Raw genomic sequence first — 20,485 nt, 5'->3', positions numbered from 1 at the left:
CTGACGGCGCGTTCCCGACGCGCTGGCGCGTTTTGCGGAAGGGCGCGGGATGCGTTTGCGCAAAGCACCCAAACCGGTCGTGGCATTCGGCGTCGGCTCAGCGGCCGTCGCGAGTCGGTAAACTGAACCTTTCACCATCGAAGTGACGGCGGAAGGGAGCGTTTTGCTCACTGTGATCGCCGTCTTCGCGGTGGCATCGATGCTTGCCCCGGCGGCGTTCCGGTGGATCGGCAGACGGGCTTTCTACCTCCTCGCCGTCATTCCGGCGGCCGCATTCGTCCATACCGCCTTCTACGGCCACGCCACACCGTCCGGTGCCGCGCGAACCCAGGCGTACCAGTGGATCCCCGGCTTGGATCTGACCCTGACCTTCCGCATGGACGCGCTGGCCTGGATCATGGCGCTGCTGGTGACCGGTGTCGGCGCACTGGTGCTGATCTACTGCGCGCACTACTTCCACGACCACGAAGAAGGGCTTGCCCGGTTCGGCGCGGTGCTGCTGGCATTCGCCGGCGTGATGTACGGGCTGGTCGTGGCCGACGACCTCATCATCCTGTTCGTGTTCTGGGAAGCGACGACTGTCTTTTCGTACCTGCTGATCGGGCACACCGCTGCCGTGAAAGCAGCCCGCCGCGCCGCCCTCCAGGCCCTCGTCGTCACCACGGCCGGCGGCCTGGCCATGCTCGTCGGCCTGATCATGCTCGGCTCCGCAGCACACACCGAACGCCTCTCGGGCATCCTCGCCGACCCGCCGTCCGGCCCCGTCGTCACCGGGGCCGTCATCCTCATCCTGGTGGGCGTCCTGAGCAAATCAGCTCTCATCCCGTTCCACTTCTGGCTGCCTGCCGCGATGGCCGCCCCGACCCCGGTCAGCGCCTATCTGCACGCGGCGGCCATGGTGAAGGCCGGTATCTACTTGGTGGCCCGGCTGGCGCCCGGGTTTGCGCACACGCCCGGATGGCAACCCCTCCTGCTCGGCCTGGGGATCGCCACCATGCTCGTCGGGGGATGGCGGGCGCTGCGACAAACCGACCTCAAACTCTTGCTGGCGTACGGCACCGTCAGCCAGCTGGGCTTCATGACGGTGATGGTCGGGTTCGGAACGCGGGACGCCGCGATGGCGGGCATTGCGCTGTTGATCGCGCACGGCCTTTTCAAATCCACGCTGTTCCTGGTGGTCGGCGTGATCGATCATTCGGCCGGCAATCGCGATCTACGGAAACTGTCCGGCTTCGGCCGCCGGGCGCCGGTCCTGGCAATAGTCGGCATCGTCGCGGCGGCCTCCATGGCCGGCATACCCCCGCTTGCCGGATTCGTTGCCAAGGAAGGCGTGTACACATCGCTGCTGCAGGCCGGCGGACCGACTGGCTACATCGCGCTCGCCGGAGTATGGCTCGGTTCAGCACTCACCGTCGCCTACAGCGCCCGCTTCGTGTGGGGCGCATTCGCCGTCAAGCCGGGCGTGCCCCACAACGAACCGGCCCTCGAACACGCCGGGTTCGTCGTCGTGCCGGTGCTATTGGCCGCCGCCTCGATCGTTGCGGGTCCGCTGGCACCGGCCGGCAATGCCGCGATTGCGGCGTACGCCGACACCCTCGGCGGCTCGGGCCACGGCTACCACTTGGCTCTCTGGCACGGGCTGGGGCCGGCGCTCGGGCTGACGGCACTCACGCTGGCGGCCGGGCTTGCCCTCCACGCCGGACGCCGTCCCATCGCCGGCCTGCAGGCACTCCTCCCGTCGCTGGTCGATGCCAACCGCGGATACCGGCGCATCATGGCGGGGATCGACAAAATGGCAATCGGGCTGACGGCCAAGACGCAGCGCGGGTCGCTGCCGGCCTACCTCGCAGTCATCTTCGTGGTGCTCGTCGCGTCGCTCGGCGCGGCCGCCGTCGACGGCGGCGCCGAGGGGATCCGGGCAGTCCACGTGCGGTTGTGGGACAACCCGGCGCAGGCCGCGATTGCGATCATCATGTCCTTTGCCGCAATCGTCGCCACCCGGACGACCAAACGGTTCGCCTCGGTGGTCATCGTCGGCGCGACGGGGTACGGCATGGCCACCTTGTTCGCCGTCCAAGGGGCCCCCGATCTGGCGTTGACGCAAATTCTCATCGAGACGATCACTCTGGTCGTGTTCATCCTGGTGCTGCGCCGGCTTCCGGCCAGGATCGGCAAAGCGCACGGCTTCGGACGACGGAGCGTACGGGCCGTCATCGGCGCCGTCACCGGCATCATGGTGGCGGGCGTCGGCGCGATCGCCCTGACCGCCCGCAGCGACCCGACAATCTCGAAACAGTTCGCCAAGCTCGCCAAACTAGGCGGCCACGGCGACAACATCGTCAACGTCACCCTCGTCGACATCCGTGCGTGGGACACGTTCGGTGAGATCTCCGTGCTGGTCGTGGCGGCGACCGGCGTGGCGAGCCTCATCTTCTTGAAACAACGCACCTCGAATCTCGAGCGGATGGGCGAAGTCGCCAAGACCGGCACGTTCGCCGAGCGACACCGGCCGGTCCGGGAAGGAAGCGAGCAACGGGCGTGGTTGTTGGCCGGTCGCACCCTGGATCCGCGAAACCGGTCGATCATCTTGGAAGTCGTGGTCCGGCTGATCTTTCACACGGCGATCGTCGTGTCGATCTTCCTGCTGCTGTCCGGTCACAACGCGCCGGGCGGAGGGTTCGCCGGAGGCCTCGTCGCCGGGCTTGCCCTCATCGTGCGGTATCTGGCGGGCGGCCGCTATGAACTTGCCGAGGCCGCCCCGGTCCCGGCCGGCCTGCTGCTCGGCTCGGGGCTGGCTCTGGCCGGGCTGACCGGCGCGGCCGGGCTGGTGGCCGGAGGCGACGTGCTGCAGTCGACCTGGTGGGAATGGGACTTGCCGGTTCTCGGGCACGGCGAGTTCGTCACCTCCACCATGTTCGACATCGGCGTGTACTTGGTGGTCGTCGGACTGATGCTCGACATTCTGCGGTCCCTGGGCGCGGAAGTCGACAGGCAGGAAGAGACCGACGACGGGTACACGCCCGATCACATCAGCGAAGACGACATGTACGACCGGGTGCGCGAAGCGGACGACGCCGAAACCCCGTCGCCGCTCGGGAGGCACACACTATGAACGCGTCGCTTGCCCTGCTCGTCCTTGTCGCGATCCTCGTGGCCTGCGGCACCTATCTGCTGCTCGATCGGTCGCTGACCCGCGTCCTGCTCGGCACGTTGCTGATCGGCAACGGAGTCAACGTCCTGGTGCTGATGATGGGCGGCTATCCCGGATCGGCGCCGATAGTGCAGGGCGGGCACCTCAGCACCGATGGAATGAGCGACCCGCTCCCGCAAGCGCTCATCCTGACGGCGATCGTCATCACCTTCGGCATCAGCGCGTTCATTCTGGCAATGATCTACAGGTCGTGGCGGCTGGCGCGCGAAGACGTCGTCGCCGACGACGAAGGCGATGTCCGGATCGCCGAAGAAGCACTTGCCGAGGGCACGTCCGGGGGCGAGGCAAGTACCGGCGACGAGGACTATACCGATACCGAATTCGGTGCCGCGACGGCCGCCGGAAGGGGTGACGGCGCATGAACGCCCTCACCCCACTGCCGGTTCTCCTGCCGCTCGTCGCCGCCGGCGTGACTCTCGTGCTCGGCCGCTTCCCGCGCGCCCAGGCGGCCGTGAGCATGACGACGTTGTCCGCAGTCCTCGGCATCTCGCTGGCGCTGCTGGCCGGCACCCATTTCAGCGGCCCGCACGCCACGGCGGTCGGCGGCTGGACGGCTCCGTTCGGCATCGTGCTCATGGTCGACAGGCTCTCGGCGCTCATGCTCGTCGTGTCGACGATCGTCACGCTGAGCGTGCTGATTTACGCCGTCGGCCAAGGCAACGACTCGGGCGACAACGACACGCCCGTGTCGATCTTCCACCCGACGTATTTGATCATGACGGCCGGAGTGAGTGACGCCTTCATCGCCGGCGACCTGTTCAACATGTACGTCGGCTTCGAGATCCTGCTTTCGGCCAGCTATGTGCTGCTCACGCTCGGCGGCACCGAATCGCGCGTCCGGGCCGGCGTCACCTACGTCGTGGTCAGTCTTGTGTCGTCGATGATCTTCTTGATCGCCATCGGCTTCGTCTACGGCGCGACGGGCACCGTCAACATCGCCCAGCTGGCGCTCCGGCTCGGCGCCTTGCCCACGGACGTGCAAATGCTGCTGCACGTCGGCCTACTGGTGGCTTTCGCCATCAAGGCAGCGGTGTTCCCGCTCTCGTTTTGGCTGCCGGACTCCTATCCGACCGCTCCGGCGCCGGTCACGGCAGTGTTCGCCGGCCTGCTGACCAAGGTCGGCATTTATGCGATCATCCGCACCGAGACGGTGATGTTCCCCGGCGCCACCCTCAGCGTTCCGCTCATGTGGCTGGCCGGGCTGACAATGCTCGTCGGCATTTTGGGCGCAATCGCGCAAACCGACATCAAACGCCTCTTGTCGTTCACGCTCGTTTCGCATATCGGCTACATGCTCTTCGGCGTCGCGCTCGGCACACGCGCCGGCCTGGCCGCCGCAATCTACTACGTCGTGCACCACATCACCGTGCAAACGACACTGTTCCTGGTGGCCGGCCTGATCGAACGGCGCGGCGGTTCGACGTCGCTGCGGCGCCTGGGCGGGCTGGCAAAGGTTTCGCCGATCCTCGGCGTGCTGTTCTTCATCCCGGCCATGAACTTGGCCGGGATCCCGCCGTTCAGCGGATTCCTCGGCAAACTTGGGCTGTTCCGTGCCGGCGTGGCCGACGGCTCGTGGCTGGCCTATGCCCTGATCGGCGCCGGAGTGGCGACGTCGCTGCTCACGCTGTACGCGATCGGCCGCGTGTGGAACTACGCGTTTTGGCGCGATCCGGTCGACGCCGAGGAACCCGACACGCGTCTTGTCGAGGACTATCGCGCGGCAAGCGGCGCGGCAAGCAGCGCCGGCCGGCACGGCGACGCGGCCGTCGATACGGACGCCGGACGGCGTGTCGAGACGACCGTCGACACCGAAACACGCGCCGTCCCGCACGTCATGACCGGCGTGACCGCGGCAATGGTGGGCGTCAGCGTGCTGCTGACGGTCTGTGCCGGTCCGTTGTACTCGATCAGTGAAGCGGCGGCGACGGGCGTGCACGCACAGTCGTACGTGCACACTGTGCTGGGCGGTGACGGCCAGTGACCGGGCGCCGGACCATCACCATCTCCCTGTGGAAACAGCTGCCCCTGGTCGTGTGGCTCGTGGTGCTGTGGGTGTTGTTGTGGGATGAGCTGACGGTCGTGACCGTCGTCAGCGGGGTCGTGGTGGCGGCCGGAGTCATCCGTGCGTTTTACCTGCCGGCCATCGAATTGTCCGGGCGGTTCAATATCTATTGGGCGGCGGTGTTCGCCGTTCGGTTCATCGTCGACGTCATCACGGCATCGGTGCACGTGGCGTGGCAGGCGGTCGACCTGCGCCACACGCCGCGCAGCTCCCTGATCGCCGTCGACCTGCATACCCGATCCGATATCGTGCTGACCTTGACCGGTGAGGCCGTCTCGCTGGTGCCCGGTTCGCTGGTCGTCGAGGTCGACAGGCCGCGCACCGTGCTGTACCTGCACGTGCTGGGCACCAAGACGCTGGACGACGTGGAGAAATTCCGCGGCGACGTCCTCAAGGTGGAAGAGCGCATAGTCCGCGCCCTCGGGTCGGCCGAAGACATTCGCCGGATCAACCGGTCCCGCGTGCGCGACGGCCGCTCACCCATCCACCGGACCCGGTGGCAATTGAGGTACGAGCAGCGCATCGAGGAACATTCCGCGCGCATGCACGAACGGCGCGACCGAGAAAGGAAGGAATCATGACTGCGATCACCACGTTCGCGTTGGGCGTCGCGGCCGTCGTCATCATCATCGCAGCCGCACTGGCGGTCGTGCGGATAGCTCGTGGCCCGTCCATCCTCGACCGCATGATCGCTTCCGACGTCCTGCTTGCCAGTATCATGGCTGCGCTGGGCGTCGACATGATGTACCGACACAACACGTACGCGTTGCCGATGTTGATAGTGCTGTCGCTGTTCGCGATGGTCGGATCGATCAGCGTGGCCCGCTACGTGACGAAAAGGGACGCGTCGTGACCGAGATCCGAGACCTCATCAGCGCCCTGCTCCTCGTTGTCGGTAGCATCATGTCGTTGTCGGCGGCCATCGGGCTCTTACGGTTCCCGGACGTGCTTTCGCGCATGCATGCCGCGACGAAGCCTCAAGTCTTCGGGCTCATGTGCGTGCTGCTGGCCATTGCGCTGCAATTCCCCGGCTGGGCAACCATCAGCACGCTGGTGGTCGTGATCTTGTTCCAAATGCTCACGGCGCCCGTATCGGCACACATGGTCGGGCGGGCCGCCTATCGCACCAAGTACGTGCGCCGCGATACGCTCCTAGTCGACGAACTTGCCGGCGCGATCGCCAAGGCCGAGCGCAGGCAGGACGACGACTCAGCGTCCCCGACCCCTCGCCCCGGCACCCCATCGGATCCGAAACGAGAAGATCATGAGAGCAGCTGACCCGAGCCAGCCGGTCGTTCTCCTGGCCGACGACGAACCCGACGTCCGCAACGCCGTCGCCCCATTCCTGGGGCGTAGTGGATTCACCGTCATCGAGGCCGCCGACGGTCTGCTGGCCCTTGACGGCATCGAACGCCATCGTCCGGACGTGGTCGTGCTCGACGTGCTGATGCCCGGCGCGGACGGGCGGGAAGTGCTTCGCCGGTTGCGGCGCAGCGAGAACTGGGTGCCGGTTCTGCTCCTGACCCAGGTCGGTGAGGCGGTGGAGCGGGCCATGGCCTTGGAAGAAGGCGCCGACGACTATCTCAACAAACCGTTCGACCCGCACGAGCTGGTCGCCCGCGTGCGCGCCGTCCTGCGCCGTACCGGCGGCGGCCCGCCGATAGCCACGGCGTCCAAACTGGAAAGCAGCGGCGGCCTCGTGCTCGACCGCGTCGGCCGCCGGGCGTGGGCCGGACCGAAGGAAGTCATCCTCACGCCAAAGGCGTTCACGCTGCTCGAATACCTGATGACGCATCCGGACGAACTCGTCGAGCGCACCCGGCTCCTGGAAGTGCTGTGGGGTTTCGACGACATGGTCGGCACGCGGGCCGTCGATACGCGGGTGGCCGAGTTGCGCCGAGTACTCGGCGACGACCCGGGCGATCCGCAATGGATCGCGACGGTGCAAGGACGCGGCTACCGGTTCGTCGCCGAAGTGCGCGGCGCCGACGACAAGCAGCCGGGCCGATGAGCGACTTCTTCACTTCGGCGCTGATCGTCCGTACCGACCTGTGGCTTGCGGCAGTGATGCTCATTGTCGTAATCCTGGTCATCGCCGCCGTCGTCGTGGCGTTCGTGCGGCAGCGCCGCAACGCCCGCCGCGAAGCCGAGCGGCGCGCCGCGCAGGCCGCAGCGGCCGAACGCGAAGAGGCGTCGATCCGTCGTAGCCGGATGCTGATCCGGCTCGATCACGAGCTGAAGAACCCGCTGACTGCCCTGCGCTCCGGGGCCGCGACGCTTCGGGACGTCTTGACGGTCGACGGCCCGGCGGACGGCGACGAGATGGACGCGGCGCTGAAAGTCGTCGGGTCGTCGTCCCGCCGCATTGCACGCTTACTGGCGGACCTGCGCAAACTGGCGGACATCGAAACCCGCGACATCGACTTCACGCGCGTGCCGATCGGTGCGCTTGTCGAACAAGCCGTCGACGACGCGCGGACCGGGCCGGGAGCCGAGGAGCGCACCCTCGTTGCCACGGTGGCGAAAGCTCCGTGGCCGGTATCGGACGTGTCCGGTGAAGAGGACATGTTGTTCAGCGCCGTGCTGAACCTGATCGGCAATGCGCTGAAATACTCGCGCCCCGGCGACACCGTCGAGATCCGCGCTACCGAGCTGGACGACGCGCAGTCGCGGTGGGTGTCGATCGAGGTGGCCGATACCGGGATCGGCATTCCGTCGACCGAACACGCGGCCGTCTTTGACGAACTGGCCCGCGGTCGAAGCGGCCAAGTGCGCGCCGTCGCGGGCTCGGGAATGGGGCTGGCCCTCGTCCGTGCCATAGTCGCCAGGCACGGCGGAACCGTGTCACTGACCAGCCAAGAAGGTGAGGGAACGTCGGTGCGAATGCTGCTTCCGGCGCTTTCGCCGGCCGATCCGTGACGGATGTGTCAGATCCGCTACACGGCTGACACCGCCGTGACGTGCCGCGGCTCGAGAGTTGAAGTGTCAAAGATCAACGCTCACCCCGAAAGGCACGATCATGAACGTCTCCACACTTCGCATCAAGCGGGCGCTCCTCCTCCCGGCTGCCGCGCTCGCAGTCATTGTCGGCACCAGCGGATGCTCGCTGATGTTCGACGGACCCGACGATCCGGACCCGACAAGCTCGCAGTCGCAGGAAAAGTCCGACCAGAACGAGCCCGATCAGGGCGATTCGACGGACGCCGATGAGTCGGACGATCAGTCGGACCAGGACGAATCGGACCAGGCCGAGTCGGATCCGGACGAGTCGACGGGCACCGATGAGTCGGACGATCAGTCCGGCAGCCCGTCCGATACGGAAGGCTCCGACCCGTATGACAGCGACGATTCGGATACCGGGCAGTCGGACGGCAGCGGGCAGACATCGCACGGCGAATCGGGTGACCCGGTGCACAAGTCGTACGTGTCGTATCTCCGCGAGCACGGCGTCAGCCAGGTCAGTTCCGTCAGTCGGACGGATCCGGGCTCACCGGCCGTCACCGTGAACTCGCCCGCCGGATGGCATCACGCCAATTCACGCGGACCGGCCGGTTCGTACCTGACGATAGTGAACGATTCGCCGTCCGTCGGGTCGTTCAAACCGAATGCGATCGGCTACATGTTCAAAGTCCCCAGCAGCACCGATTACACCTCGGTCACCGCGGCATCGCGCAGCCAGCTGGAATCGCTGCCGGGATTCGACCGCAAGAGCACGTCCTACAAATCGGTCGACGGGCACCGGGCGTACGGGATCGCGGGACTGTACAACTACGACAAGGTCGGCAGCATCGGCATCGTGACGCGCACCGTGATGATCGAAAAGTCGGACGCGACGTACATCTTCGTCCTGCAAACGACGTTCGCCGCGGAGCAGAAGGAAAGCGTGACGAGTGCGATCAGGACGCTACAGCGGACCATCCAGGTTGTGTAACGTGTCAGTGATGAACACGCACGCGCCGGCCGTCCGGTCACGAACCCGGGCGGCCGGCGCCGTGTTGTGCTGCGTGGCGCTGGCCGCGGCGTTGACCGGGTGCTCCGTCGCCGTCTCGACGGACCCCGATCAGCGGGGCGTGCACGTTCGGCTTGCCGACGACGACGAACCGATGGCCACGCCGACCGCGGACCCCGTCCCGGACGGCCGCCGGATCCGCGCGAAACTTCCGGTCGGACCGCCCGTCACGGTGATCAAACCAAAAGGGTGGACGCGCGGGGGACATATTTTGGACAAGGAATCGCTGTTCGGCCACCCCGGGGACGGCGGCGCTCTGCAGAGCGTCTCCATCGAGGCCGCAACGGACGACTATTGGTCGGACCCGGCCGGCAAGCTCGCCGATTTCCGTCGCAGTGAGCGCCATGCCGAGAGCAAGCGGATCATCGGCGCTCGCCGCGCGACGATCGGGCATTTGGCGATGCAGCGATTTTCCGAGATCTGGTCGGCCGAGACCAGCGGGAAGATGTACGTGGTCGAGATCATGGTGGCGTTGAAATATCACGGCACGCTGCACACGGTCACGGTCCGCGGCTCGACGCAGGCCGATCAACCGCGCAAGCTCATTGACGCAGTCGTTCGAAGCGTTAAGGTCGATGGCATACCTATCGCAGCCGCGATGAAGAATTGAGTCAAGGATGCAGCAGTGGATTTTCTCCTAGCTTCCGCCCCCGAGACGCCGACCGGCTCGATATGGTCCCATCGAGGCGTTGGGCCGGCCCGACAACTGACCGAGGCGCCGAGACCGTCGTTCATTGCGCGCCCGGCGTCCGGCGGTTACGTCTACGCAGTCGCCGAACGTCCGCACGGCGGCATCACCTCGTTCCGTGAGGTCGGCGGCACTCTCACCGAGATCGGCTTCGTCGCCACCGGGACCGCCGACCCGTGCTTCGTCGAGGTCCATCCGAGCGGCGAGTGGCTGTTGGCCGCCAGCTACTCCAGCGGACAGTTCACGGTGCACCCGATCGAACGGGACGGAGTCGCCGGACCGCCCAGCCAGGTGTTGACGTGCCCGCAGCCGGCCGACACGTCGGCGTCCGAAATCTCGCACGCGCACACAATACGCACGCATCCGACCACCGGGCTGGTCATCGGCACCGACTTGGGCGGCGACCGAGTCAGCTCGTTTGCGTTCAACGCGACCACCGGCGCCCTCGACTGGCTGGAGTCGATGGAGCTGCCGACCGGGTCGGGGCCGCGGCACCTCGAATTCGTCGGGCCCGACCGGATGGTGATTTCGTGCGAGCTCACGCCCGGCATCGTCCTGGCGCGGATCGCGGCGGACGGCGCCTTGACGGTTATCGATCATCGGACTGTGGAAAGCCGGCCGGGCGACGCGGCCAGCGAGATCGATCGGGTCGGCGAGTTCGCCGTCATGGGTATTCGCGGCAGCGACCGGCTCGTGTCGATGCGTATTGGCGACGACGCACTGACCGAGGTCGACAGTGCGCCGTCCGGTGGTGCCTGGCCACGGCATTTGGCGGCGATCGGCTCCGATATCGTCGTGGCGCATCAGCATTCGGACTCGGTGGACGCCGTGGAATTCGACGCCGCGTCCGGCACATTCGGTTCGGCTCGCCGGCTCGTCGACGTGCCGGCCGCGCAGTGCATCCTCCCTCTCTGAGCTCCCGCGTCCGGCCACCCGGCCGACGGGTGCCCGCGGTGCCGAGTGGATGCGTCGTCGGCGCCGTTTCGGCCCGTCAAGCGCCCGCCGGTATCCGAAAATTCCCTGCAGCGGCGATGCCCCGGCCCGTAGCCTGGGGCCGTGGGATTCATTGGTGTGGCGCATGTGGAGTATTTCCTGCCCGACGGCAGGAAGCTGCTGGGCGGCGCCGAATTCAAGGTGCCGGAGGGCAGTAAGACCGCGTTGATCGGCCCGAACGGCACCGGCAAGACCACGCTACTGCGGATCATCGCCGGAGAGCTGGCCGCACATGCCGGTGGCATCCAATGCACCGGAACGCGTGCCGTCATGCCGCAGTTCATCGGGCACGTCGGCGCGGACAAGACGGTGCGCGACCTGTTGATCGACGTGGCGCCGACTGCCATCCGCACGGCCGCCGAAGCCGTGGACGAAGCCGAGCTGCGGATGATGGACAGGGACGACGAACCGACCCAGATGGCGTACGCAACCGCGTTGGCGGACTGGGCCGACGTGGCCGGATACGAATACGAAGCGGTGTGGGACGAGGTCACCATGGCGGCCATCGGGGTGGAATACGCGAGGGCCCGTTGGCGAGAAGCGAGCACACTCAGCGGAGGCGAGCAAAAACGGCTTGTTCTCGAAGCATTGCTGCGAAGCCCGGCGGACACACTGTTGCTCGACGAGCCGGACAACTATCTCGACGTGCCGGGAAAACGATGGTTGGAAGACAAGCTGTGGACGTCGTCGAAGACAGTGCTGTTCATCAGTCACGATCGTGAACTTCTGGCCAATGCGGCAACGCGGATCGTCACGCTCGAACCGGGCGGCAGCGGGGCGATCGCGTGGGTCCACGGCGGCGGATTCGCCAGCTACGACGAGGCGCGCGCACGCCGGATCGAGCGGCTCGATGAGTTGCGCAAGCGGTGGGACGAAGAATATGCCAAGCTCAAAGCGCTCGTGCTGATGTACAAGCAAAAGGCAGCGTACAACTCCGATATGGCCGCCCGGTATCAGGCTGCCCGAACGCGATTCGACAAATTCGCCCTGGCCGGCCCGCCCGAGGCGGTGCCGTACCGGCAACATGTGACGATGCGGCTGACCGGATCGCGCACGGGTAAGCGCGCGGTCGTCTGCACGCGGCTCGAGCTGACCGGGCTGATGGATCCGTTCGACGTCGAGATCCGGTACGGCGACAGGGTGTCCGTCCTGGGAGCGAACGGTTCGGGCAAATCGCATTTCCTGCGGCTACTGGCCGGTGGAGGCACCGAACCGCAAGCGGAAAACAAGCCGGTCGACGAACTCCGCGTCACGCCGGTCGCCCATTCCGGGGTGGCTCGGCTCGGTGCCCGAGTGCGGCCGGGCTTGTTTGCTCAAACGCACGTGCGGCCGGATCTCGCCGGCCGGACTCTTCTCGACATTCTGCACCGCGGCGACAGTCACCGAGCCGGGTTGCCGCGCGAGAACGCCTCGCGCGTGCTGGACCGGTACGGGCTGGCCCGGGCAGCCGAGCAGACGTTCGACTCGCTGTCCGGCGGGCAGCAGGCTCGGCTGCAGATCCTGATGCTCGAACTGTCCGGCGCCACGTTGCTGCTGCTCGATGAGCCGACCGACAACCTCGATCTCGACTCGGCCGAGGCTCTCGAACAAGGCATTGAGGGATTCGACGGGACGGTTGTCGCCGTTACCCACGACAGGTGGTTCGCTCGCGGGTTCGACAGGCACTTGGTGTTCGGGGCGGACGGCGACGTGTACGAGTCGTCCGACCCGGTGTGGGACGACAACCGGGTGCGACGCTCCCGGTAGAGGGCCGGAACCGGGAGGGGCGCCCCTCGGCCCGTTGCCGGATCGACCCGCTTGGCTGACTATCGCCCGCCGGCGCGCAGGGGACGGCGGGCGACGACCGGCACGATATCCTGACACCGAGATGGACGCGCAGAGAATGGCCGATACCAGCGGCGTGAAGGCCGGCACTAGCGTCGCCCTATCGCTCGACGGCGTGACGAAGCGATTCGGCGACACCGTCGCAGTCGACGACGTGAGCCTGGACGTCGCCGCCGGTGAATTCGTTGCGATCCTCGGCCCGAGCGGCAGCGGCAAGACAACGCTGATGCGCCTCGTCGCCGGCTTCGAATCGCCCGAAAGCGGCAGCATTCGTCTCGGGGGCAGGATCGTCAACGCCGTCCCGGCCGACAAGAGGCCGGTCAACACGGTGTTTCAGAATTACGCGCTGTTCCCGCACTTGAGCGTTGTCGACAACGTGGCCTACGGACTGCGCATGCGCGGCATCCGAGGCCCGCGCCGCCGCGCCCGCGCCCGCGAACTACTCGACCTCGTCCGCCTCACGGCCTTCGGCACCGCGAAACCGCACGAGCTCTCCGGCGGGATGCAACAACGCGTCGCACTGGCACGGGCGCTTGCACGCGAGCCCGAGGTGTTGCTTCTCGATGAGCCGCTCGGCGCACTCGACCGAAAACTGCGCGACGATATGCAAGCCGAACTGCGCCGCATTCACACCGAACTCGGCACCACCTTCGTGTACGTCACGCACGATCAGGACGAAGCGTTCGGTCTCGCCGATCGGCTCGTGATCATGCGTGCCGGACGGATCGAGCAACTTGGCGAGCCGGGTGCCGTTTACGACCGGCCCGGCAGTGCGTGGGCCGCGAACTTCGTGGGCGATGCCAACGCGATCACGGGCACGTATCGGCCGGACGGCGACGGGGCCCGGATCGAGACGGACTTGGGCGAATTCCTGGCCGGCGCGCCCATCGGCTCGATCGAACCGGGCCACGCCGCCACCATGCTGATCCGGCCGGAAAATCTGTCGCTCAGTCCGGTCGCCGACCAAACCCGCGCCGACCAAACCCGCGCCGACCAAACCCGCGCCGCGGACGGCGTCCGGCATCGCCCGGAGAGGGCCAACGCAATTTCCGTGCGCATCCGCGACCAGCTGGCTGTCGGCTCGCGCTTGAAGGTGACCGCCGTGACACCGGGCGGCAAGAGTTTTGAAATATTACAGCCCAGGCCGGGCCGAACTGGCCTGAGCGATGGCGATGACGCGATACTTGAGTTCGAACGGTCCGCCGTGCTGCTCTACGCGGCCGACGATCCGGGCGACGCCCCGGCACCAATGAAGGGATGAACGTGTCAGTTAACTTGCCCAGTAGGCGGTCCGCCCTGGCCCTCCTCGGCGCGGCAACGGCCGGGACGACGCTTGCGGCATGCTCGGACGCCTCGGCCCCCGGGAAAACTCAGACGGCCGGGGCGAACAAGGCCGGCGACAAGGGCACCGTCAACATCTACACGTGGCCGGACTACTTCTCGTCGAAGAGCTTGAAAACCTTCACCAAGAAGACCGGGATCTCGCCGAACATCTCGACGTACGATTCATCCGACACCGTGTTCACCAAGCTCAATTCGCCGGCCGGCGCCGGGTTCGACATAGTGGTGCCGAGCTCCGGGTGGATCCAGCCGCTGGCCGACAAGGGGCTCCTTGCCGAAATCGATCGGGACAAGGTCGACTTGAGCTCGCTCGATCCGAGTCTGCTGGATCGCGAATACGACCCCGGCAACAAGTATTCGATTCCGAAGGACTGGGGCATGCTCGGCATCGTCTACAACCCGGACGCCGTCCGGCACCCCATCCGCACGTGGCAGGACTTCCTGGACGCCGGCAGCCAAAAGGGCGTCAGCGGCAAGGTGCGGATGTCGAGCTCCGCCTGGGAGACGATCGGGATCTCGCTGTGGATCGACGGGAAAAACTGGAACACGGTGGGAGCCGCGGCCATCAAGGACGCCGCCAAGCGGATCAAGGCCTTCGCGCCGCACGTCAAAACCTTCGAAGGGTTCGACCCCGCGACGCTTGCCAATGGTTCGGTCGTGCTGGCCCAGTGCAACCAAGCCGCAGCGCGCACCGCCATTGCGCAGAACCCCAAGCTCAAATGGGTCATCCCGGGCCCGCGCAGCGAACTCTGGGTGGACAGCTACGCGCTGCCGAAGAAGTCGCACAATCCGGACGCCGCGTACAAGTTCTTGAACTACGAGCTCACTCCGAGCGTGCAATTGCACGAGACCGAATTCCTCGGGTACCCGGCCGCGTTGAAGGGGCTCCGGCGGAAAATGCCGAAGTCGGTGAAGAACTCCGACCTGATCTTCGGCGGCAAGCACGTCGACTTCGACAAGCTCACGACGTTCGTGGTCAACAAGAAGACAATAGGCGTCTACCAACAGCAGCAGACCGAGATCCAGGCCGCGGCCGGCAAATAGTGAGCCGACCGACCGCGCCGCGCCGACGCGGCGACCACGTTCTTGCCGGGATCCCGGTGGCGTGGCTGGTCGTCTTCTTCCTGGCGCCGCTGGGCTTCACCGTCGTGTACTCGTTCGGGGTCTCCACGTTCGGCGGCGTCCGGCTCGGGTTCAGCTTTGACAACTACAGGACCGCCTTGTCCGGCATCTACCTGAAGACGTTCCTCGCTACGGCCCGGTATGCGGTGATTTCCTGCGTGCTGTGCATTGCGGCGGCGCTCCCCGTCGCCTACTTCATTGCCAGACGCGCCGGACGGCACAAGACGTTGGCGCTGGCCATCGTCCTGATCCCGTACCTCACCAGCTTTCTCGTACGGGTGATGTCCTGGCAGATCCTGCTGGCCCGGGGCGGTGCCGCCGAGCATCTCTTGAACGCTCTCGGCCTGCACGCCGGTCCGCTCGACGTGCTCGACACCCGCACCGCCGTGTACATCGGCACCGTCTACGCCTATCTGCCGATCGCCATCGTGCCGATCTACGTCGTGCTCGACAGGGTGCCGGCTGAGCTGTTCGAGGCAAGTCACGACCTGGGCGGGTCCCGGCTGAAGACCTTCGTGCACGTAACACTGCCCATGTCGAGGCCCGGAATCGCCACGGCGGTGCTGCTCACGGCCGTGCCCATGCTCGGCGAACTGGTGATCCCGCAATTGCTTGGCGGCGGGAAGGGCTTGTTCATGGGCCAGGCGATTTCATCGCAATATTTGAAATCGCAGAACTACGCCCTCGGGTCGGCCATGGCGGTGCTCGTACTGGCCGCCGTCACGGCGATCGTGGCAATATTGGCCCGGCTGACCAAGGGATTCGACGAGGTGGGCGGATGAGCGCGGGCCGGATGAGCGCGGGAGAGCGGACGCCGCGACGTCGGATGCCGCGCAGCGGCCGGGGTTGGACCATCGGGTTGAGCGCGTGGTTCGCCGTGGCGGTCGTGTTCCTGCTGGCGCCGATCGTTGCGGCTTTCGTGTATTCGTTCAACGTCGGCACGCTGGGCAAGCAGACCGCGACATTCACCGGATGGACCCTCGACTGGTACCCGATCGCGTGGCAGGACGACTCGCTCCGTCGCAGCGTCACAACCAGCTTGGAGGTTGCGTGCTGGGTCGCGGTGCTCGGCCTGGTCGTCGGCGGGACGCTCGGGTTGGCACTGGTGAGGCATCCGTCGGCCCGAGTGCGGCGGCTGTTGTCGGGGCTGACCTACATCCTCTTGATAGTTCCCGAAACCGTCATCGGCGTCTCGCTCTTGCTGTTTTACGCACAGACGACCATCCCGCTGAGCATGGCCACGCTGGTGGCCGGCCAAACCCCCGTAGTCATCTCGGTGGTGGCCTTGATCATCCGCTCGCGTGCGCTCACGCTCGACCGCGGCCTGGAAGAGGCCTCGGCCGACCTGGGCGCCGGCCGACTGCAGACACTCGTGTTCGTCGTACTGCCCCACCTGGCACCGGCGATCGCGGCCGGTGCTCTCATGTCGTACGCGTTTTCGTTCGACAATCTCGTGATCTCGACGTTCTTGACGACTCCCGAAGTGGGCACCCTTCCCGTCTACCTGTACGGCAGCCTGCAGTACGGGCCGAGCCCCGCCGTCTACGCCGCGACCACTGCCATTTCGGTTGTCACAATCATCGGGCTCGGACTTGCTCTCCTGGTCATGCGGATCGGCGGGCGCCGGGTGTGACGGCCATCAGCGCAAAGCCGACCAGGGTCAGGGCGACAAACGCCGTGGACGGCGTGAACCCGGCAACGAGGATGACGACGATGCCCGCTGCGCCGCAGGCAGCGCCGGTAGCCGCCCGAAGTGTGCCGGGTGACTTCCCGGCGTCCGGAATTTTCTCGAAACGGCCGAACACGCGAACGGCCGCGAACGTGAGCAGCGCGGCGGCCGCGAGCCACGCCGGCCGGGTGAGCCACCAGTCCGCGCTGCGCGGTGCGGGCAACGGCATCCGCAGCAGCGCCATCGCGCCGACGAGGATGAGCATAGCCGACATGTGCCACAAATAAACCGTCATGGCGCGCGCTCCGAGAGCGGAGAGAACAGCACGGCGCGGGGGAGCCCCGGCCCACGTGCGAATGCGGTGCCGCACCACCGAAAATACGAGAAGCTGCACGATGCCGAGCAATGCCAGGCAGATCGTCGGCGGGTTCAAATTGACTATCATGTTGGCCGAATAGGCCCCGGTGGCCGTGAGCGTCACGAGCGCCGCAAGCACTGCGCCGGCGACGAAAAGCCGCGAGCGGACGCTGTACCGGGCAAGAGCGTCGTCCGCCACGAAGAAGCCGAGCTGCTGCACAAAGAGCCAGACGAAGGCCAAGTTGAGGTAGCCGATCAATTCGACGCCGGTGCCGAGGCGCACGATATCGACGGCCAGCGCGCAAGCTAGCAGGACGGCGGGGGTGGCCAGGCGGGCCCTGCCGTGCAGCCACACCATGACGGGGACGAGCGCAGAATAGCCGATGTACACGCCGAGGAACCACAGGGGCTGGCCGATGTGGAATCCCGCATCCGCGAGAATTCGGGCCGGCACGCCCAGTTGGCCAAAGACCGCAAGAGCCGCGCCGACGACGGCGATCATCACCGAGGCCGGCACGAGCAGCCGCAGCAGCCGGGCGCGGATGAATTCTCCGGCAGTGCCGCCGGCCGCCGCGAGGCGACGCCGGCTCGTGATGGCCGAGAACCCGCCGGCGATGAAGAAGAGCGGCATCACTTGCAGCACCCACGTGACGGCGGCGAACCAGGGCACGCCCGACAAGGCGTTGCCCGTGACCAGTCCGTTCGGGCCCACCGTGACGCCCACCATGAGGGCGTGCACGAAAACCACGACTATCAAGCTGCCGGCGCGAACCAGGTCGATGCTGATATCGCGCGGCGGTTTGCTGCCGGCCGGCGACGGGCGGGCCGGCAGGGCGGAGGATTCGGGTGCGGACGTCGGTCTGGTGCGGGATCGGGGTGTGCGGGAAGGGGGTATGGGGTTGCTGACGAGCTCCATCGGAGCCTCCTCGATCATGGGGAGCGGACGCCGGGACGGCGGCCGGGCACGGAAAATACGACTCCTTCCAGCCTTGTCGACCGAGCCGGCGGCAACCAGCCGGTGCGCCGCCGTGATGAGCGGGGGAAGACCCGAGGCCGTCGGGGCGGACGGCGTCCGAGAAAAGTGTGAAATGTCCTTGACAGTCGTACTGCACTCTGAAAATCTCAATCGTGCGATTTGCACGGCGCCGCGCGACAACCCCGCGCTGCGGCGCCATTAATGCGTCGACGGCCCACGGCGACCGGCGTGCCTCAATGAGGAGCTACAAACATGGCAACATCGGATGCCCCCACGCGGGGCCCGGCGCGACCTGCGCCGTACATCACGGCAGGCGTTCTCATCGCCGTCGCCATCGTCATGCCGTTGTGCGTGCCGATCTATGCGCGCATGGATCCCACCCTGGGCGGCATCCCGTTCTTTTACTGGTACCAGATGCTGTGGGTGATCGGTGATGCCATTCTCGTCACCATCGCGTATTTCGTCGTCAAGAAAGAGGACGACCGTCGCCGGGCCGCCGTCCGCGGCAACGCCGCTGATTCGAACGGAGGCGTCGGCCGATGACCACGCAACTCACTGCCGCTTCCACGCACCCGATCGACGGCGTCGCGCTCGGCGTCGTCGTCTTCATCTTCCTGGTCGTCGCCGTCATGGGGTTCATGGCGGCCCGGTGGCGGGCGGATCGGGCGACGGGCCTGAAATCGCTGGACGAATGGGGCCTGGGCGGTCGCGGCTTCGGCACCTGGGTCACGTGGTTCCTGCTCGGCGGCGACCTCTATACGGCGTACACGTTCGTTGCGGTGCCGGCCGCCATGTACGGTGCCGGCGCCGTCAGCGGCTTCTTCGCGGTGCCGTACACGATAGTGCTCTACCCCATCATCTTTGTCATCATGAGCCGGTTGTGGTCGGTCTCCCACCGGCACGGGTTCGTCACGACGTCCGACTTCGTGGGAGGCAGGTACGGCAGTCGGTCGCTCTCGCTGGCCGTCGCATTGACCGGCATTGTGGCGACCATGCCGTACATCGCCTTGCAGCTGGTCGGCATCAAGTCCGTGCTGACGGTGCTCGGCCTGGGCGGCGGCGGCAACTGGTTCGTACAAGACCTGCCGCTCATCATCGCCTTCGTCGTTCTGGCGGCGTACACGTACACGGCGGGTCTGCGCGCGCCGGCCATGATCGCAGTCGTCAAGGACCTGCTGATTTACCTGGCCATTTTGGTGGCCATCTTGTATCTGCCGTCGAAGATGGGCGGCTGGGAGTCGATCTTCAGCGCGGCGCAAGACAAGCTGAGCGCGGTCAACCCGGCGACCGGCAAGCCGTCCGGCTCGATCCTGCCGGTACCCGCCACGTACAACGCGTATTGGACGCTCGCGCTGGGCTCGGCCATGGCGCTCTTCATGTATCCGCATTCCATCACCGGTGTGCTGGCCAGCAAGAGCCGCAACACGATCCGGAAGAACGCCACCTTGTTGCCGCTGTATTCGCTGATGCTCGGCTTCCTGGCCCTCCTCGGCTACGTGGCCGTGAAGGCGGGCGTGAAGCCGCTGGAATTGGACGGTAAAACGCTCAACCCGCAGCTCGTCGTCCCGCAGCTGTTCTTGGACTACTTCCCGTCCTGGTTCGCCGGAATCGCCCTGGCCGCGATCGCGGTCGGAGCCCTGGTGCCCGCGGCAATCATGTCGATTGCGGCGTCGAATCTCTTCACGCGCAATATCTACCGCGATTTCATCAAGCCGAACGCAACACCGGCGCACGAGGCCAAGGTTTCGAAGATCGTGTCGCTGGTGGTGAAGCTTGGCGCGCTGCTGTTCGTCGTGGCCATGGACGCCTCGGCAGCCATCAACATGCAGCTGCTCGGCGGCATCTGGATCCTGCAGACCTTCCCGGCGATCGTCATCGGGCTGTACACCAGATGGTTCCACAAGTGGGCGCTGCTCGGCGGCTGGATCGCCGGCATCGCGTACGGCACGATCGCCGCGTACGTGCAGGTCAACCCGGTGTCGGGCAAGCATTTCGCCAGTTCGCTTGCCGCGATTCCGGGTACCGACGTCAAGGTGTACATTGCGTTGACGGCCTTTGTGCTCAACGTCGTGGTGGCAGTGGTTTTGAACCTGATCCTGCGCGGAGCAAAGGTGCGCGACGGCAAGGACATCACGACGCCGGCCGATTACGGTGCGGACGAGAACGACGCCCGCGTCGTCAAGGACTTGGGCGAGGCGAGTATGCCGAAGCTGTAGGATTCAACGTTGTACGA

The 20,485-nt window shown here is 66.3% G+C and carries 19 protein-coding genes; 18 read left to right on the top strand and 1 reads right to left on the bottom strand.

Annotated elements, in window-relative coordinates; genetic code table 11:
- Positions 1–163 precede the first annotated feature (163 nt).
- The 16 genes from BJY26_RS03220 to BJY26_RS03145 all read left to right on the top strand — a co-directional run bounded on the left by BJY26_RS03220 (position 164) and on the right by BJY26_RS03145 (position 16,883).
- Positions 164–3,112: a Na+/H+ antiporter subunit A gene (locus BJY26_RS03220; RefSeq protein WP_179425615.1), complete on the top strand. Its 2,949-nt coding sequence runs from the start codon at positions 164–166 to the stop codon at positions 3,110–3,112.
- Complete coding sequence (locus tag BJY26_RS03215) at positions 3,109–3,573, top strand: Na(+)/H(+) antiporter subunit C (protein ID WP_179425613.1); 465 nt, start codon at positions 3,109–3,111, stop codon at positions 3,571–3,573. The genes BJY26_RS03220 and BJY26_RS03215 overlap by 4 nt, the downstream gene beginning before the upstream one ends.
- Complete coding sequence (locus BJY26_RS03210) at positions 3,570–5,192, top strand: Na+/H+ antiporter subunit D (protein WP_179425611.1); 1,623 nt, start codon at positions 3,570–3,572, stop codon at positions 5,190–5,192. The genes BJY26_RS03215 and BJY26_RS03210 overlap by 4 nt, the downstream gene beginning before the upstream one ends.
- The gene (locus BJY26_RS03205) at positions 5,189–5,854 is read left to right on the top strand and encodes a Na+/H+ antiporter subunit E (RefSeq protein ID WP_179425609.1); all 666 of its coding nucleotides are present in this window, start codon (positions 5,189–5,191) and stop codon (positions 5,852–5,854) included. Before BJY26_RS03210 ends, BJY26_RS03205 begins: the two co-directional genes overlap by 4 nt.
- Positions 5,851–6,126 (top strand): MrpF/PhaF family protein, encoded by a 276-nt coding sequence (locus BJY26_RS03200; protein WP_179425607.1) that lies wholly within the window; start codon positions 5,851–5,853, stop codon positions 6,124–6,126. The genes BJY26_RS03205 and BJY26_RS03200 overlap by 4 nt, the downstream gene beginning before the upstream one ends.
- On the top strand, positions 6,123–6,551 hold the full coding sequence (gene mnhG, locus BJY26_RS03195; RefSeq protein WP_179425605.1) for a monovalent cation/H(+) antiporter subunit G: 429 nt from the start codon (positions 6,123–6,125) through the stop codon (positions 6,549–6,551). Before BJY26_RS03200 ends, mnhG begins: the two co-directional genes overlap by 4 nt.
- On the top strand, positions 6,538–7,284 hold the full coding sequence (locus BJY26_RS03190; protein WP_179425603.1) for a response regulator transcription factor: 747 nt from the start codon (positions 6,538–6,540) through the stop codon (positions 7,282–7,284). The genes mnhG and BJY26_RS03190 overlap by 14 nt, the downstream gene beginning before the upstream one ends.
- Complete coding sequence (locus BJY26_RS03185; protein ID WP_179425601.1) at positions 7,281–8,192, top strand: sensor histidine kinase; 912 nt, start codon at positions 7,281–7,283, stop codon at positions 8,190–8,192. The genes BJY26_RS03190 and BJY26_RS03185 overlap by 4 nt, the downstream gene beginning before the upstream one ends.
- Before the next feature lie 100 nt (positions 8,193–8,292).
- Entirely contained in the window at positions 8,293–9,204 is a 912-nt protein-coding gene (locus BJY26_RS03180; RefSeq protein ID WP_179425599.1) for an LpqN/LpqT family lipoprotein, read from the top strand.
- Positions 9,205–9,214: 10 nt separating this feature from the next.
- On the top strand, positions 9,215–9,892 hold the full coding sequence (locus BJY26_RS03175) for a hypothetical protein (protein ID WP_179425596.1): 678 nt from the start codon (positions 9,215–9,217) through the stop codon (positions 9,890–9,892).
- A 15-nt stretch (positions 9,893–9,907) separates the two neighbouring features.
- Entirely contained in the window at positions 9,908–10,885 is a 978-nt protein-coding gene (locus BJY26_RS03170; RefSeq protein ID WP_179425594.1) for a lactonase family protein, read from the top strand.
- Between the two features lie 141 nt (positions 10,886–11,026).
- Positions 11,027–12,709, top strand: coding sequence for an ABC-F family ATP-binding cassette domain-containing protein (locus BJY26_RS03165; protein ID WP_179425592.1), 1,683 nt, complete (start codon positions 11,027–11,029; stop codon positions 12,707–12,709).
- Between the two features lie 136 nt (positions 12,710–12,845).
- Positions 12,846–14,048, top strand: coding sequence for an ABC transporter ATP-binding protein (locus BJY26_RS03160; protein ID WP_179425590.1), 1,203 nt, complete (start codon positions 12,846–12,848; stop codon positions 14,046–14,048).
- A 2-nt stretch (positions 14,049–14,050) separates the two neighbouring features.
- A complete protein-coding gene (locus BJY26_RS03155; protein ID WP_179425588.1) occupies positions 14,051–15,172 on the top strand; it encodes a polyamine ABC transporter substrate-binding protein in 1,122 nt (373 codons plus the stop codon).
- Positions 15,172–16,032, top strand: a complete 861-nt coding sequence (locus BJY26_RS03150; RefSeq protein ID WP_179425586.1) for an ABC transporter permease — start codon at positions 15,172–15,174, stop codon at positions 16,030–16,032. The genes BJY26_RS03155 and BJY26_RS03150 overlap by 1 nt, the downstream gene beginning before the upstream one ends.
- Positions 16,029–16,883 (top strand): ABC transporter permease, encoded by an 855-nt coding sequence (locus BJY26_RS03145; protein ID WP_179425585.1) that lies wholly within the window; start codon positions 16,029–16,031, stop codon positions 16,881–16,883. Before BJY26_RS03150 ends, BJY26_RS03145 begins: the two co-directional genes overlap by 4 nt.
- Here the strand turns inward: BJY26_RS03145 and BJY26_RS03140 are convergent.
- Positions 16,855–18,192: an acyltransferase family protein gene (locus BJY26_RS03140; protein ID WP_179425583.1), complete on the bottom strand. Its 1,338-nt coding sequence runs from the start codon at positions 18,190–18,192 to the stop codon at positions 16,855–16,857. The two genes, BJY26_RS03145 and BJY26_RS03140, sit on opposite strands and share 29 nt — an antisense overlap.
- Positions 18,193–18,504: 312 nt before the next feature.
- Here BJY26_RS03140 and BJY26_RS03135 point away from each other — a divergent pair, with 312 nt between their 5' ends.
- Both BJY26_RS03135 and mctP read left to right on the top strand, forming a co-directional pair.
- A complete protein-coding gene (locus BJY26_RS03135; protein WP_179425581.1) occupies positions 18,505–18,795 on the top strand; it encodes a DUF3311 domain-containing protein in 291 nt (96 codons plus the stop codon).
- Entirely contained in the window at positions 18,792–20,468 is a 1,677-nt protein-coding gene (gene mctP, locus BJY26_RS03130; RefSeq protein WP_179425579.1) for a monocarboxylate uptake permease MctP, read from the top strand. The genes BJY26_RS03135 and mctP overlap by 4 nt, the downstream gene beginning before the upstream one ends.
- Positions 20,469–20,485: the final 17 nt, after the last annotated feature.

It is taken from the genome of Spelaeicoccus albus (assembly GCF_013409065.1).
Taxonomy (GTDB): Bacteria; Actinomycetota; Actinomycetes; order Actinomycetales; family Brevibacteriaceae; genus Spelaeicoccus; species Spelaeicoccus albus.
Note: the sequence above shows the minus strand (reverse complement) of the source record. Positions and strands in the feature narration are given on the sequence as shown.